The 14,862-nt window shown below is 63.7% G+C and carries 13 protein-coding genes and 1 tRNA gene; 7 read left to right on the forward strand and 7 right to left on the reverse strand.

What is annotated here, in order from left to right; all coding sequences use genetic code 11:
• Together ABEI27_RS11760 and ABEI27_RS11765 are read right to left on the reverse strand one after the other, a co-directional pair.
• Positions 1-566 (reverse strand): lactate utilization protein (locus ABEI27_RS11760; RefSeq protein WP_375799597.1); only part of this gene is annotated, 566 nt, incomplete at its 3' end.
• Between the two features lie 210 nt (positions 567-776).
• Positions 777-2,570, reverse strand: a complete 1,794-nt coding sequence (locus ABEI27_RS11765) for a nitrite/sulfite reductase (RefSeq protein ID WP_375799598.1) — start codon at positions 2,568-2,570, stop codon at positions 777-779.
• A 482-nt stretch (positions 2,571-3,052) separates the two neighbouring features.
• On the opposite strand from ABEI27_RS11765, the gene nasA (ABEI27_RS11770) reads away from it, so the two are divergent.
• From nasA (ABEI27_RS11770) to ABEI27_RS11790, 5 genes are all read left to right on the forward strand, one after another.
• Complete coding sequence (nasA, locus tag ABEI27_RS11770; protein ID WP_375799599.1) at positions 3,053-5,185, forward strand: assimilatory nitrate reductase NasA; 2,133 nt, start codon at positions 3,053-3,055, stop codon at positions 5,183-5,185.
• 166 nt (positions 5,186-5,351) lie between these two features.
• Positions 5,352-7,439 carry an assimilatory nitrate reductase NasA gene (nasA, locus tag ABEI27_RS11775; RefSeq protein ID WP_375799600.1) on the forward strand — a complete coding sequence of 696 codons (2,088 nt, stop codon included), beginning with the start codon at positions 5,352-5,354 and terminating at the stop codon, positions 7,437-7,439.
• A gap of 487 nt (positions 7,440-7,926) precedes the next feature.
• Positions 7,927-9,225 (forward strand): MFS transporter, encoded by a 1,299-nt coding sequence (locus tag ABEI27_RS11780; RefSeq protein ID WP_375799631.1) that lies wholly within the window; start codon positions 7,927-7,929, stop codon positions 9,223-9,225.
• A 134-nt stretch (positions 9,226-9,359) separates the two neighbouring features.
• Entirely contained in the window at positions 9,360-9,770 is a 411-nt protein-coding gene (locus ABEI27_RS11785) for a dCTP deaminase (protein WP_375799601.1), read from the forward strand.
• Positions 9,771-9,877: 107 nt separating this feature from the next.
• A complete protein-coding gene (locus ABEI27_RS11790; RefSeq protein ID WP_375799602.1) occupies positions 9,878-10,222 on the forward strand; it encodes a hypothetical protein in 345 nt (114 codons plus the stop codon).
• Positions 10,223-10,392: 170 nt separating this feature from the next.
• On the opposite strand, the gene ABEI27_RS11795 is transcribed toward ABEI27_RS11790, so the two are convergent.
• Positions 10,393-10,614 (reverse strand): hypothetical protein, encoded by a 222-nt coding sequence (locus ABEI27_RS11795; RefSeq protein WP_375799603.1) that lies wholly within the window; start codon positions 10,612-10,614, stop codon positions 10,393-10,395.
• A 458-nt stretch (positions 10,615-11,072) separates the two neighbouring features.
• Here ABEI27_RS11795 and ABEI27_RS11800 point away from each other — a divergent pair, with 458 nt between their 5' ends.
• Entirely contained in the window at positions 11,073-11,210 is a 138-nt protein-coding gene (locus tag ABEI27_RS11800) for a hypothetical protein (RefSeq protein ID WP_375799604.1), read from the forward strand.
• Positions 11,211-11,407: 197 nt separating this feature from the next.
• Here the strand turns inward: ABEI27_RS11800 and ABEI27_RS11805 are convergent, their stop codons facing one another.
• The 3 genes from ABEI27_RS11805 to ABEI27_RS11815 all read right to left on the reverse strand — a co-directional run bounded on the left by ABEI27_RS11805 (position 11,408) and on the right by ABEI27_RS11815 (position 12,689).
• A complete protein-coding gene (locus tag ABEI27_RS11805; protein ID WP_375799605.1) occupies positions 11,408-11,557 on the reverse strand; it encodes a hypothetical protein in 150 nt (49 codons plus the stop codon).
• A gap of 218 nt (positions 11,558-11,775) precedes the next feature.
• Positions 11,776-11,931, reverse strand: a tRNA-Met gene (locus tag ABEI27_RS11810).
• Positions 11,932-12,017: 86 nt separating this feature from the next.
• Positions 12,018-12,689, reverse strand: coding sequence for a TVP38/TMEM64 family protein (locus tag ABEI27_RS11815; protein ID WP_375799606.1), 672 nt, complete (start codon positions 12,687-12,689; stop codon positions 12,018-12,020).
• Positions 12,690-13,046: 357 nt separating this feature from the next.
• Here ABEI27_RS11815 and ABEI27_RS11820 point away from each other — a divergent pair, with 357 nt between their 5' ends.
• Positions 13,047-13,496 carry a DUF5830 family protein gene (locus ABEI27_RS11820; protein ID WP_375799632.1) on the forward strand — a complete coding sequence of 150 codons (450 nt, stop codon included), beginning with the start codon at positions 13,047-13,049 and terminating at the stop codon, positions 13,494-13,496.
• Positions 13,497-13,499: 3 nt separating this feature from the next.
• Here ABEI27_RS11820 and ABEI27_RS11825 read toward each other — a convergent pair whose 3' ends face one another.
• On the reverse strand, positions 13,500-14,780 hold the full coding sequence (locus ABEI27_RS11825; RefSeq protein WP_375799607.1) for a hypothetical protein: 1,281 nt from the start codon (positions 14,778-14,780) through the stop codon (positions 13,500-13,502).
• Between the last annotated feature and the right edge of the window lie 82 nt (positions 14,781-14,862).

Raw genomic sequence — 14,862 nt, forward strand, 5'->3', positions numbered from 1 at the left:
TCGACGCCGTAGGCCTCCTGGGCGCGCTCGTTCTCCAGGGGATAGGCCACGGACTCGAGGCGATCGAGCGCGTCCTCGAGCGTGGGGACGATCTTGTTTGCGCCGCTGACGATGACGACGTTGCCCGCGGCGAAGGGGTACGCGCCGATTCGGCTGCCCGAGAGGTCCGCGGCGACGAGTTCGCCGGTCTGTGCGATGGCGTTGATGCCGCCGAGGAAGTAATCCGCAGTCTGAGATTTCCGGCGTGCGGCCTGCCGCTCCGCGTCGTCGTCGATGCTCCAGATCTCGTCCGGGAGGCTCTCCCACTCGTGATCGCCCTCGGAGAGATAGTCGATAAAGCCGATCTCTTCGAGCGTCGTCGAGTGGCCGTTCATAACGGACGCGCCTGCGGGGATGTGCGACTGGATCGTCTCGAGCGCTTCGTCGGCCGAGTCGACGACGACGACCTCGAAGCCGTGATCTTCCAGATTCGAGACGGTCTCCTCGATCGTCTCGTCGTCGGGAAGTTCGTCGAGTGTGCTGTCGATGTCGGTTTCGTCGATGTAGTCTGTTTTCTGCTGTGACATATGGGGTGCGTCTGATTCGGCAAACAAGCGTTGGGGCGCGACCCGCTTAAGCACTCGCAGACACCGGTATCAGGTGGTAACACCGGTGTTACTCGGAGATCCAGATAGGTGGATCGGTCGCCCCTCGGCGTCCCGCCTGATCCCACGTCAGACACGATTTCGGGAGTCGTGACTGATGCGGGCCCCACGGCGTCTCTACACGCAGCGGGGTCAGTCGTCGGCGGAGGTCGGTTCCCCGCTCGCGTCGGTGGGTGCCGGGCTCTCGCCGTCGGCGAAGGGATACCAAGACTGCTTTGCGTCGTACAGACAGGGATCCTCGTAGTCGGTCTCTTCCGGTTCCGCGAACTCGACGAGGGACTCTTCGCCGGTCGCCTCGACCCACTGCCGGAACGTCTGGCCGGACTCGCGGTTCGCGGCGAAGGCTTCGAGCAGATTCCGCAGCAGCCCTGGCACCTCGTCAGCGGGCACACGCTGGCGGATCCACTCGACGAAGGAGGGTTCGGTGCCGATGCCGCCGCCGACGCCGACGTCGAGCGCCTCGACCATCTGTCCGTCTTTGCGGGCCCGCATTCCCTGGAAGCCGATGTCGGCGGTCATCGCCTGTCCACAGTCGGCCGTACAACCGGAGTAGTGCATCTTGACCTGTGCGACGTCGTCCGGCAGTTCGACGTTTGCACGGAGCCACCGGAGCATCGCCGCCATCCGCGCCTTCGTCTCCGTCAGCGCGAGCGAACAGAACTCGGTCCCGGTGCAGGCCATCGCCCCTCTGGTGAACACGCTCGGCTCCGGGGTGTGGGTGTCCAGTAGCTCGGCGTCTGAGAGTTCGTCAAGTTCCGCCTCGGGAATGTCCATAATGAGGGGGTTCTGTCGGCGCGTGAGCCTGATCGAACCGGATCCGTGTTCGTCGGCGAGATCTGCCAGTTCGATCGTCTCCGCGGCCGTCAACCGCCCGATCGGGACCGAGAGACCGACGTAGTATCGGCCGTCGGTCTGCTCGTGGACGCCGACGTGGTCGTGCTTGCCTGCGTCGGGCGACTTGCCGGCATTGTAGGTGTACTCCTCGCGGAGGTTTCGCCCCTCGCGTTGCAACTCGAAGTCCACGTACTCGGCCTGCAGCAACTCACGGATCTTCTCTGTGCCCCACTCGTCGACGAAGAATCGGCTCCGGTTCTGTTGACGGTTCTCGCGGTTTCCGTGCTCGAAGTACAACTCGACGAAGCCGCGGACGACGTCGTAGGCTCGGTCGGGTTCGACGAAAATGTCGAGGCTGCGCGCCCGCCGGGGTTCACGACCCCCGAGGCCGCCGCCGACACGGACGTTGAAACCGCAGACCGACTCGCCGTCGTCGGACACCGTCTGGTTGTTCGTCGAGGATTTCCCGGCGGGTTCGAGCCCGATCCCGTTGATCGAATCCTGCGCGCAGCCCTCACGACAGCCGGTCACGCTGATGTTGAACTTCCGCGGCATATTTGCGAGATCGTCGTCGTCACGGAGTTTCTCGGAAATCTCGTCTAAAACCGGCTGGGCGTCAACGAACTCGTGCTTGTCGCGGCCGGCGACCGGACATCCCGAGATGTTCCGCATCGTGTCGCCGCCGGCTGAACGGGACGTGACGCCGACTGCCTCCAGTTTCTCCCAGATTTCGGGGACATCCTCGAGTTTGAGCCAGTGGAGTTGAATCGACTGCCGCGTCGTGAAGTCGATCCAGGTGTTCCCGAACTCGGGGTTCGTCGCTGGGCCGGCGGCGTACTCGCGGGCGACTTCGCCAATTGCGCGCAACTGTCCGGGTTCGAGAACGCCGTTCGTGTTCGCCAACCGCATCATAAAATAGCTCTCCTGTCCCGAACGCTGGTGGAACACGCCCCAGAACTTGAATCGGGAGAACCACTTCTCGCGTTCGTCCGCCGGAATAGATTTCCAACCCTGTTCGGCGAACTCGATAATCTTCGCCCGGACCTCGTCACCGTACATCCCCGCCTTCCACTCCTCTTTCTTGTTCGCCATCAGCGACCACCAGGTACGATTATCCGACAACTATTCTCTAATATAGTGCCTAATTGCATTGTTCTCGAAAGTTAAGAGCGACTCACAGAAACAAAATAGTACGCATTTAAAAAATACGGAAATTTTGGTGTGAAACGAGACGGACGGTGACCCCGTCCCGAGAACCGACTTTATTTCTCTGTCATTGGACCGAATTTTTTAATAGGAACCACAGGCCCAGAGCAATCCACCGTTTGGAAATTTCCAACCGAGACCGGCCGTCGTCCCGCCCGGATGCGTGTATACACGTATGTTCATTTTACCGGCGAAATTGCGGAATTGTTGCCGTATCGAAACCGTTATGATGTTGTTATGCTGAACGTTGTGCTATACAATCAAACGATGGGAGAAGACAGGCACGTTTTGAATGACGGATCGAGAGGCGCAATCGATGTGGATCTCCCGGCGGCCGGGGCCTGTCGAGGCGTCGGGCGGAGCGAGCGATGAGCGAGTGGACGTCGACGACGTGTATGCGGTGTGCAGTCGGCTGCGGCCATCTCCAGCAGGGCGTGGATGAGGGATACGGTCTCGATACCGTCCGCGGCGATGCGAACCATCCAGTGAACCGAGGGCTCGCGTGTCAGCGGGGCGTCCGCGAGACGGCCGATCCGGACGGCGAGTGGCTGACGCGCCCGCTAATTCGAGACGGGGGTGAACTCGTCGCGACGACCTGGGACACCGCCCTCGACGTGGTCACCAGCCGGTTTTCCGAGGCACTCAACAGAACTAGCGACGGCGTCGCCGTACTGGGGAGTGGTCAGCAGACGAACGAAGCCGCGTACGCGTTAGGGAAACTCGCCCGTGGCGGATTCGGGACCCGGAACTACGACGCAAACACGACACTGTGTATGGCCTCGGCAGTCACCGCCTACTACGGGGCGTTCGGTAGCGACGCACCGCCGCCGACCTACGACGATGTCCCCAAGGCGACGACGCATCTGATCTGGGGTGCGAATCCGGCCGTCGCACACCCCGTCCTGTACCGCTGGATCATTGACAGCGCCGGCGACGACGATAGCGAACTGCTCGTCGTCGACCCGGTGGAGAGTCGGACTGTCGACGACGCCGACTATCACGTTCAACTCGAACCTGGGACCGACCTTGCGTTCGCCCGCGCCGTGCTCGCCGAAGTGATCGAGACCGACGGTGTCGACGAGGCGTTCGTCGGTGCCCACACCGATGGGTTCGACGCACTTCGAGAGGTGCTGCCGACCGCGGCAGAGGCCGCCGACGTCGCCGGCGTTTCCATAGAAGCCGTCGAGCGGGTTGCAGCGGCGCTCGACGCCTCGACGCTGGTGTACTGGGGGATGGGGGTGAACCAGAGTGTCCAGGGGACCGGCACAGCACGGGCACTGATCGACCTCTGTTTGGCGACCGGCAATATGGGCCCCGGCAGTGGCCCCTTCTCGCTCACCGGGCAGGCCAACTCGATGGGGACGCGGGTCTGCTCCTCGAAGGGGACCTGGCCCGGCCACCGGTCGTTTACCGATTCGGTCCACCGGGAGACGGTCGCCGACGCGTGGGGCGTCCCGGTAGAGCGCCTCCCGGACGATCCTGGGCCGGGTCCCGTCGGCATCGTCGATGCGATCGCTGACGACGACGTCGAGGCGTGCTGGACGGTCGCAACGAATCCGGTCGCGGGGATGCCTGATGCCGGGGGCGTCCGTGAGGCACTCGACGACGCGTTCGTCGTCGTCCAGGACGCTTTTCGGACGGAGACGGCTGAACTCGCCGACGTAGTGTTACCGGCGGCTACGTGGGGCGAATCCGAGGGAACGGTCACGAATATGGAACGGACCGTCTCCCGGGTCCGATCCGCCACGGAAGTCCCGCCACAGATCAGGCAGGATATCGACGTCATCGCGGCCGTCGGGCACCGACTCGCGCCCGAACTGTTCGAGCGACCGCCGCTGAATCCGGAGTCGGTCTTCGAGGAGATCAGGGCGTTGACGGCAGGAACACCTGCGGATCTCTCGGGGATCACCTACGACCGCCTGGAAACCGAACTGGCAGTTCGGTGGCCCGCGCCCGATGCCGACACACAGGGCGGGTACCGATACGACGACGGCGACGGATGGACGTTCGCCACCGAAACCGGCCGAGCGAAATTCTCGACAGCGATGCACGGGGGACTCGCAGAGCCGATAGACGAGGAGTATCCGCTGACGCTGACCACGGGACGAGAGCCCGATGTGTACAACACCGGCGTGCGGACTCGGGGCGACGGGACCGACGATCCGCCGACTGCGCGGATCCATCCCGAGACCACACTGGAGCGTACCGAGGCACTGGATCGGGGTCACACGGTCGTGGCGTCGCGTCGCGCCTCGGTCACCGTATCGGTTCAGCCGGACGACGGCGTCCCGCGGGGGACGATCTGGCTCCCGATCCACCATCCTGCGGTCAACGCGCTCACACTGCCCGTCGTCGACCCCGAGTCCGATGAACCGAATTTCAAGCAGTGCGCGGTCGACGTCCGCGCGCCGGATCCGACGAATCCGCTAACGCAGCAGGGGATGACCCCATCTGAGGACGTCGTGTCAGCCGACGATGTCGCCCCCTCGGACGACGACTGAGACGTCGTATATGTTATCGCGAATCAGCAAATGAAACGGCCTACAATTACAAAAACGGTTATGCATCGCGAATATAATACTATGTGTGAGGACACAGACGAACTATGAGTGAATATATTGCATCTTTAGATGACCAGTCCCGACGACTATCGACTCCCGCTGTGCGATGACGAAGCAGAAGCCGACCACCTGTATGCGGTGTGCGGTCGGGTGTGGCTATCTCCAGTCGAGCGACGGCGATGCGGTTGGCGTCACCGACGTCTGCGGTGATCCGGATCATCCGACGAACGGCGGACTCAAGTGCCAACGGGGCGTCCGCGAAACGGTCGATCCGGATGCCGAACGCCTGACTGAGCCTCTGATCCGCCGCGGCGGTGCGCTTCAACCGACCGATTGGGACACCGCCCTCGGCGTCGTGACTACTCGGCTCATCGAGGCGCTTCGAGAGAGCCCTGACAACGTCGCGGTGTTGGGGAGCGGCCAGCAGACCAACGAATCCGCCTACGCGCTGGGGAAGGTCGCTCGCGGTGGGTTTGGGACGCAGTACTACGACGCGAACACGACACTGTGTATGGCCTCGGCCGTCACCGCCTACTACGGAGCCTTCGGTAGCGACGCGCCCCCGCCGACTTACGATGACGTCCCCCGGGCCGACAGCCACGTCATCTGGGGAGCGAATCCGGCCGTCGCACACCCCGTCCTGTATCGCTGGATCGCCAACAGCGCCGCGGACGACGACAGTCAGTTGATCGTCGTCGATCCAGTGGCGACGAAGACAGCCACCGATGCCGACGTCCACGTCCGACCGGAGCCGGGGACTGACCTCGCGCTGGCGCGGGCAGTACTCGCACAGATCATCGAAGACGACGGTGTCGACGAGGCGTTCGTCGACGCCCACACCGACGACTTCGAGGAAGCCGTCGAATCCCTTCCAGACGTCGAGACGGCGGCCACGACCGCAGACGTCCCGGTCGAGCGGATCCGCGAGATCGCCGCGGCGTTCGATACCTCGACGCTGGTGTACTGGGGGATGGGGGTGAATCAGAGCGTCCAAGGGAGTGGAACCGCCCGGGCGCTGATCGATCTCTGCCTGGCGACCGGCAGTATGGGTCCCGGTAGCGGCCCGTTCTCACTCACCGGGCAGGCCAATTCGATGGGGAACCGCGTGTGCGCCTCGAAGGGAACCTGGCCCGGTCACCGCGAGTTCTCCGACCTGCGGCACCGCGAGCAGATCGCCGACGCGTGGGATGTGCCGCTGGCCCGCCTCCCGGAATCGTCGGGTCCGGGCTTCGTGCGGATCGTCGACGAACTCGCCCGAGACAACATCGACATCTGCTGGACAGTCGCAACGAACCCCGTCGCGGGGATGCCCGACTCAGGACACGTCAGACGGGCGCTCGACGACGCGTTCGTCGTCGTCCAGGACGCGTTCCGCTCGGACACGATCGAGTACGCCGATGTGGTGTTGCCGGCGGCCACGTGGGGCGAATCCGAGGGAACGACGACCAATATGGAGCGGTGCGTCTCGCGGGTCACGGCGGTGTCAGATCTGCCCGCGGCGGTCCGGCCCGATATCGACATTATTGCGGCCGTCGGAAACCGGATCCACCCCGGACTGTTCCCGTCGCCACCGCTGGACCCGGAGTCGGTCTTCGAGGAGATCAGAGGGCTGACCGCGGGGACGCCCGCGGACCTTTCAGGTATCACTTACAGCCGTCTGGAGTCGGAGCGGGCGGTCCGATGGCCCGCACGAGACACCGACACACAGGGGGGCTACCGGTACTACGACGACGGCGCGTGGGCGTTCGCTACCGACACCGGCCGGGCGAAGTTCTCGACAGCCACCCACAGCCGCGTCCCCGAACCGAGCACCGACGAGTATCCGCTCGTCCTGACGACCGGCCGGGTGGCCGGCACCTACAACACGGGCGTTCGGACCCGAGATGGCGAGGACGACGGACGGCCGACGGCACGGATGCACCCCGAGACCATCGCGACACATCTGGTCGCATTCGACCGCGGTCGAACCGTCATCGCGTCCCGGCGCGCCAGCGTCGACGTCGAGGTCGTCCCGAACGACGGTGTTCCTCCCGGCGTGGTCTGGCTCCCGATCCACAATGCGGCCGCCAACGAACTGACGCTGCCGGCGGTCGACCCCGACTCCGCAGAGCCGAACCTCAAGCAGTGTGCCGTCGCCCTCCGCGCGCCTGAGTCCTCCCGCGGCGATCCCGACTGGATCTCGGTATCAGGGTGACCGAGAACCGGCTGTCGTCTGCTGTTCGATCCGGTCCGTAGAGCGATGTTCAGTGCGGAATGGTTTCGACAGTCCGTCCCGACCTTGGAGACACTGCAGGTATATAATGTACGATAATAGCATTTTGAACTGACTACGTGAGTTATTACTCACCGTAGAATCAAAGAACAATTATTTCTGCTACATAGCCCAGAAACCAACATCTGTGAGTTCTATTGTGTCGATATCAACAGTATAAACGTACAGAAATTGTTATTCACCCATCGAGACTATTATTAACTGTTGGTGTATGGCTCTCAAACGAAATGGATTTCAGGATAGGAAGAAATTCAGGCAGTTCAGTGTGCGCTGCGAGTTGTGGACTCACTGGCCGGCACGCGGCCCGGAGTCGGCCTGCAGACTCAACGAACGAACGGTTCGATCAGTGGCAATCACGCAGTCCGCCGCTCTCCGCCGGGGGTGAGCGGGTATGAAAAGTCCGGTCGAGATGACGAAATACCGGACGCTGCTACTCGCGACGGTCGGATTCAATTTCTCGTTTCTGATCTGGTTCTCCTTTGCCCCCTTCACTGGCCCGATGGCTGAGGAGTTCGGCCTCTCTTTGGCGGAGATCGGCATTCTTGCGAGCGCGGCAATCTGGCTCGCGCCGTTCGGGCGCATCCTGACCGGGTGGCTCTCGGATAAGTTCGGCGCGCCGACGGTCTTCGCCATCGTTCTCGCGTATGTCGGCGTTTTCTCGATGTGGAGCGCCGTCGCCGAATCCTACGCCGTCTTTTTCACCACGCGACTGATTGTCGCGACAGCAGGTATCACGTTCGTCATCGGTATCCAGCACGTTTCTGAGTGGTTCGAGGAGGAAGAGCTCGGGACCGCCGAGGGCATTTACGCCGGAATCGGGAACGCCGGCGCGGCGGGTGGCGCACTCATTCTTCCGCGGGTATTCTCGACGGAATGGGCTGGACCATTGTTTACGACGAACTGGCGCGCGGCGTTCTTCTACACGGGGGTCGTCGCGATCCTGCTCGCGGTGGTGTACTACGTCTTCGGTGAGGCCGCAAAGAGCGACGCCAAGCGCCAAGCGACCAAAGACGGCGCGGGTCTGCGTGAGTGGGTGTTCACCGCCACGCGGTACGGGACGATTGTCCTCGCCCTGGCCTACGTAATGACGTTCGGCCTCGAACTGTCGATGAACGGGTGGTTAGCCACGTACTACCGCGAGGGATTCAACACCCAGAATCTCGTGCTCGCTTCGACGTTCGCGGCGACGTTCTCGGTCGCCGCCGGCCTCTTGCGACCGATCGGCGGCTACGTAAGCGACCTGCTGGCTCGAACCGAGCGGAACATCCTCCCGGTCTTCCACGGTCGGTACCGCGAACAGTGGACGTTCCTGGCGCTGTGCTTCGTCGTCGTGACGATGTTCGGAATGACACTCGCCGGATTGAGCGGCCACGTGCTGGTGGCTGTCGCTACAGGCTTCCTCGTCGGAATGGGCTGTGCGTTCGCAGAGGGGGCGATCTTCGCACAGGTCCCGGCGATGTTCCCCAACAGTTCCGGAGCGGTCGCCGGCGTCGTCGGCGGCGTCGGCACCATTGGAGGGATCGCCTACCCGCTCGTGTACACCGCGCCGTTCCTAGCGAATCTTCATATTGGCTACTCGATCGTGGCCGTCTCGATGATTCCGATCGTCCTCCTGGCGGCGTGGGTGTTCCAGCCCCACATCGCCGCACGCGCCACCGACGAAGGGGTCGTCGCTGGACGCGATTCGTCGGTAGTGGCTGACGACTGACGCGGCACAGGCGCGGCAGACCGCGATTACCCTCGTCATCACTGACGCCCTCTGCCGACCCGTACACGAGATCTGATCGGGAGAGTTCGGTCCGAGCGCTGACGTTTTTGTCGCTGGCGACCGCACTCGGAGATATGTCCGACCTCGCCGACGCAGTCGACGACATCGTTCACGAACCCACGCAGGTCCACGACGACGGCGTCGATCTCACCGTGAGCGAAATCTACGAAGTACACGGCCCTGGTCGGGTGGACTTCGGGGGCGGTGAACTCACCGACGCTGACCTCGTTCCTCACAGTCGCATCTGGCGCGACGAAGGCGACGACTACCAGTGGTGGCACCTCGAAGCGGGGACGTACCTCCTCGAGTACAACGAATCGTTGACCGGGCCGGCGGTGCTCCAGACGCGGAGCGAGATCCTCGAACGTGGCGGATCGCACCCGACACTCCGGATCGCGGAACTCCCACGGGTCCCACTGACCGTCGGTGGCGCGGGCCTTCGTCTCAAGGAGAACGCCCGGGTGTCGACGCTGCGACCGCGGTGAGCGATTCGGGTGGCTGTTCGTCGCGGGAATGTGAGGTGGGCGTCGCGAACGGCCTCACTATCGGAAGAAAGGACAGAACAGAAGGGTTCGGCGTGAAAAGCGAGGGTATGGCTGACGAACCAAGCAGAGAGCCCCCCGAGAGCGGTGCCCCCACGGTCTCGTGCTCACGATGTAATCGCGAGTGGGACCTCGACTTCGAGTTCGAGGAACTGTACGCCGGCAACCGGGCGGTCGAACAGTTCGCGCTTGATCACGAACGCCATACCGGTCATTTCCCCGACGACGTGACTCCCTGGATCGTCGACTGTCGCGAGTGTCCGGACGGCGATCAGTATCTGGAGGAACGACCCGCCCGTCGCTGGGCGAAGACCCACGCGCGACACACCGATCACACGGTCGAATTCCATCCCCCCACAGAGGAGGGCTCGACAGAGGCAATCGACGCGGAGTAAGGGTCGTCAGGCGTCCAGTGACGGGGCCAAAGCTGGCTGCCAGCCATCGAGGCCGAGGCCGCGCGGTCGTCTGCGAGCTTCGATACGAAGGGGTCTGTGTCGAAAACAGCTCCAAGCGTCCCGGCAGGGGGTTCTTACACCCGCAATCGAAGATACTCGTCGGGACGGATTCAGGGGCCGAATCCGAGTACTCCCAGAACGATGAGCGTGAGGCCACCGAGTATCGCAAAGAACGCCGTCATTGCGGCGGACGCACGCTGTTCCTGGGTAGCCTGTTCGGGGTCTGCCTTCCACTCGTCGGCACGCGGGTAGCTGCGAATCGACAACGGACGAGCCAGTGCGTAGCCGCCGATCAGTACACACAGCAGCCCCGTCGCCTCTGTCAGTACCATTCGCTGTTTTCCCCACTCGGAGAGCGCGTACTACGTTTTCTGCAACCGCTCGGCCACACCCGCGGAAGCGAGTCCGCGTGAGCGTTTCTGCGACGCAGAGGAACGGAACCGCAGGAAGTCGAGATAAGATAGTAGCGTTTACAACTGATTGCACAGCCGATCGCACGCGGTCGGGCGATCGAGTGAGCGAAGACTTGCAGACGCTACTATAACCCCACTCGGTGAGTACGTCTTCGGTTCCACGCGGCCTGCAGCAGGCGTCGTTCAGTCTGTTCGGATCACAGTCCCGTTAGTCGCCAGGACGGTGCTGTTTCCCTAGTGCGATAGGGAGTACCCCTACCGTTCATTGATTATCTATCGTATATCAGAATAAAATCAATCATATGGAAACTAAATAGCGTCATAAACATTCATTCGACTAAAGTCTTATACGTCCCGTCAACCAAGTAGTAGTTGCAATGACCGAAACCAGTGACGAGTTCGAGACAGCGCCGATCGCAACGACGAGTCGAGTTCCGCCCACGGAGAGTGAGTCGGACGACGAATCTGACAGCGAGCCGATCGCGACTGCGACGCGCGTTCCCGAACGCGACTGAATTCGCGGCCGATCACGAGTCGGAGACAGCCAGGTGCGTTGACTTCGGGGGATGTCGGATAATCGGATCCTGATGCAGCCCCCGACGTGCCCACTGGTAGCGAACGCTAACGTTCAGACGATACCGTGACAGGATTTCGGCGGCAGCAATCAGAGTTTCTGCTCGTGCGGAGTGATGGTGAAGACGCCACGTATCGATCAGTCGCGTCTGTACGCCAGCCAGTACGAGAGCGGGGGGGTGACCACGAGTAGCACCAGCGTCACGACGATCTGAGTGTAGACGTCCGGAGCCGACACCTGCGCGGCGATGGCGAAGCCGACGATGATCAGGGCCGAGTCATATATCACAAACTGGGACCGGCTCGAGCGGGCCACGACGGACCGATGCGCAGCAGCCACCAGAATCCATCGGTGGCGTCGACACGCTGACCGCTCGGGCGGGCGTTTTCAAGAGAAGCGTCGCGCCCCTAGCTCCCAGCGGTGCCTTCCGTCTCTGCTGTCGGAGGTGGTTCGATCTTTTCGAGGCGATGTGACTCCCGAGTTAGGAGAACGTGTGCTGAGAGAAGTGCCCGGGGTGGGCTCCGAACCCACGATCTCCGCATATCCCAGGTCCGAGGCTCGGCGGGCCCCGTGGGGAACGGGCGGAGGCTTCCAAGGCGGTCCGCACCGAATCTCAGGAAACCCTATGAGTGCGGCGCTATGTCCAGCTAAGCCACCCGGGCTCACTCCTCAGTAGTTCGATGACGTTCTTAAACCTTCGCAAGTCAGATGACGGCGACGGCGTCGGGAGCGTTCCGGCACACGGCCGTTACTCCCCGTCGGGCGCGGGGCCACCGCCCGCACGGTGTCGCTCGGCGTACCAGCCGTAGGCGGTCGGTGCAAGCAGTGCGAGGGCGGCAAGGCCAACGACAGCGACGACGCGAAGGTCGAACGCACCGGCGATAGCGGCAGCCGTGACGCGCTCGGCGGATGCGCCAGCCAGAATTCCGAGAAACACCCACGGAATCTCACCGATTGCGGTGCCGACCAGAAACGCCGGGAGCGAAACGCCGGCGACCCCGGCAGCGACGGAGACGATGTCGGAGGGCGCGGGGACGAGTCGGCTGGCGATCACGCTCCGGACGTCGCCCGTTCGCTCGACGAACGCTTCGCCGGCGGCGGCGACGGCTCCGATCCGGCCGTACCGACGGGCCAGGAGAAACGGCGGCACGCTCGTCAGCGTGACGAGCGCCAGCGCGAGCGGGAACCCCCAGACGCCGAGCCCATAGCCGAGAAGGACGGCTAGCAGCGTCGTCGGCCAGGCGACGAGCGGGCGGATCGCCGCGAGGACGATTGCCGCAGCGACGAGTCGGACGGGATCGGCCGCCAGCCACGACGCCCGAGCGAAGACGGCGTCCGGGGAGACGACGACCGCGCCCACGGCGACGACCGCGAGCACTGCACCTGCGACGCTGCGGGCGCGCAATCGAGAACGGTCCATCGGTTCCGGTTCGCCGCTCGGGCGACATAACAGTTCGTGACTGCTTCGGACGAACGTTCATATACGGAGCCGCGGCCAGAGCGCACGTGCGCTGAGAGGTGCCCCGTGTCGGTTTGCGGTTGCTCGACACGTCGATACGGGGGCGGGAAATCGGGTGTCGACTGTACGCATTGGCTAGCGTAGCCCGTCCGTTCGGCAGAGGGGCTATTTCGCAGGTCGCGACCCTACAAGTATTTTGCTCGCGCCGATCGATCTGCTGTCGTGGCTGACGAGGAGGACCAGATCGACCTCGGCGCGTTCGAGGCAGACAACGCGAACGACGCGGGCGCTGAAGGGGCAAACAACGCAAACGCCGAGGTGGATCCAGAGACAGAAGACTCCAAGGACCACGGCGGAGACGAGGCAAACAGTGGGGACGCTGTCGAGACGACACCCGTCGCAGACCTCGGCCGCGACGAGCGCGTCGAACTCGGCGTCGAACTTCTCGCACATATCGAGCGCGACTCGCTCTCGCTGGCGGACGTCGTCGACCGCATCGAGACCGTGACGACGAACCCCGCGCTCACCCGGGAGATTCTCGACACCGCTGAACTGCGGGGCATCATCGAGCGCGCTGAGGGGCGCCTGCAGACGCGTCGCCGCGGGACCGCAGTCCGAATCGAAGAGGAGGTGATCGAGCGCGAGGGCGACTACGAATGCCGTCGCTGCGGGGCGAGTCTCTCGACTGGACACTTCGTGCGCTTCGCGACAGGAGAGCTCGGACCGTTCGGACCGTCGTGCGTGCGGGCGGTGCTCGGCCGCGAGTGACCGCTAGCGGCCGCGCCGGAGTTCCTCGATGAGTTGCTCGACGAGTTCGCGCTGTGCGCGGAGTTCCTCGTTCTGCTGCTCGACGACGGCTCTGAGTTCCGAGAGTTCCTCGCGGACTTGCTCGTCGACCGCCGGTGCGGCGGACTCGAAACCCGAGCCCTCGAAGCTGAACTCGTCGGCCGACGACGTGGACTCCTCGGGCCGACCCGAGGGCGCAGACCCCTGCTCCGTCGCCGGAGACTGTCCATCTCCGACGTCCGAGGCTGACTGCGGTTCGGCCGACTCCGCCCACGACTCGCCTCCGGTGCTCGACTGAGATTCGGACGCTGACTCGGCCGCACTCGCATCCGTATCCGAGGAGGGTGACTCCCCCAGCGGTGGATCCGCGGTCGCGTCCGATCGGTCAGCGGTCGATGCCTCGACCTGCTGGCCGATCTGATCTGCCGACTCTGCGGCCGCCGACGTGTTCGCGGTGTCCACGGACGACCGCTCGCCGCGTTCGGCCTCTGTAGCTTCGCGCTGTCGGGTCGCGTTCTCGGGCAGTTCTTCCGGCTCGGTCGGATCGGCCATCAGCGGGTCCGGCCCGTCCCCGAACGAGACGTTGTCGGCCTCCGGTGGGTCGGCGTCGGTCTCCTCGTCGTCCTCGGATTCGACCACGGTCCGGAGTTCGGCAACCGAGTCGACGTCCCAGTACGACAGTAAGGTCGTCTCCAGGGCTGCGCGGACCGCGCGAGCGTCCTCTTTTGGGGCCTTGAAGCGTTCCTGTCGCCCGTTGACCGTCAGGACGACCGAAGTGGCGACGCTGCCGTCCTCGAACGTCAGGTCACTCACGTCCTCGTAGTGGTACGTCTCGAAATCCTCGTCCCAGAGGTTCGCCCCGATGTGGCGGACGACCCGTCGGCCGGCGATGACGATAGTGAGTTCGCTGAACCGGAACAGTCGCTCTAACTGCTCGTCCTCGTCGAGAATGTCGTTCGCGTGCAGGACTCCCTCGACGATCGGCGGGAGGGCGCGGTCGAGTCGCTTGGCGGGCAACGATATCGTCTCCTCACCGTCGAGACCGTAATCCAGGGTCACCTTCGCCTTGCGTCGGCCCTCAGAAACCGTGATTCGCTCGGCACCGTGCGGGTACTCCTCGACGGACTCGTCGGAGAGCAGCCCCTCAGCACGGTAAAGCAGCGTCCGCGTGGGCGTCACGTACAGTTCGTCCTCGCCGCCGAGGTCGACCCGAGCGGCGACGTCCTCGTCGGCGAGGTCGTTCTGGACGATCTCCGGTTGGCTCATAGATGCGTTCACCGTGCGTTTCGTCATAAATCCGTGGGTCTCCGCAGGCGATTCAACCAAGTGGTCGGACTGCCGGGCGTCG

It is taken from the genome of Halobellus sp. (assembly GCF_042218505.1).
Classification (GTDB): Archaea; Halobacteriota; Halobacteria; order Halobacteriales; family Haloferacaceae; genus Haloquadratum.

What these genes read in the sequence shown, in the direction of transcription:
- ABEI27_RS11765 (WP_375799598.1), bottom strand. Translation starts at nt 2,570, where the DNA reads ATGGCGAACAAGAAAGAGGAGTGGAAGGCGGGGATGTACGGTGACGAG.
- nasA (WP_375799599.1), top strand. Translation starts at nt 3,053, where the DNA reads ATGAGCGAGTGGACGTCGACGACGTGTATGCGGTGTGCAGTCGGCTGC.
- nasA (WP_375799600.1), top strand. Translation starts at nt 5,352, where the DNA reads ATGACGAAGCAGAAGCCGACCACCTGTATGCGGTGTGCGGTCGGGTGT.
- ABEI27_RS11780 (WP_375799631.1), top strand. Translation starts at nt 7,927, where the DNA reads ATGACGAAATACCGGACGCTGCTACTCGCGACGGTCGGATTCAATTTC.
- ABEI27_RS11785 (WP_375799601.1), top strand. Translation starts at nt 9,360, where the DNA reads ATGTCCGACCTCGCCGACGCAGTCGACGACATCGTTCACGAACCCACG.
- ABEI27_RS11790 (WP_375799602.1), top strand. Translation starts at nt 9,878, where the DNA reads ATGGCTGACGAACCAAGCAGAGAGCCCCCCGAGAGCGGTGCCCCCACG.
- ABEI27_RS11795 (WP_375799603.1), bottom strand. Translation starts at nt 10,614, where the DNA reads ATGGTACTGACAGAGGCGACGGGGCTGCTGTGTGTACTGATCGGCGGC.
- ABEI27_RS11800 (WP_375799604.1), top strand. Translation starts at nt 11,073, where the DNA reads ATGACCGAAACCAGTGACGAGTTCGAGACAGCGCCGATCGCAACGACG.
- ABEI27_RS11815 (WP_375799606.1), bottom strand. Translation starts at nt 12,689, where the DNA reads ATGGACCGTTCTCGATTGCGCGCCCGCAGCGTCGCAGGTGCAGTGCTC.
- ABEI27_RS11825 (WP_375799607.1), bottom strand. Translation starts at nt 14,780, where the DNA reads ATGAGCCAACCGGAGATCGTCCAGAACGACCTCGCCGACGAGGACGTC.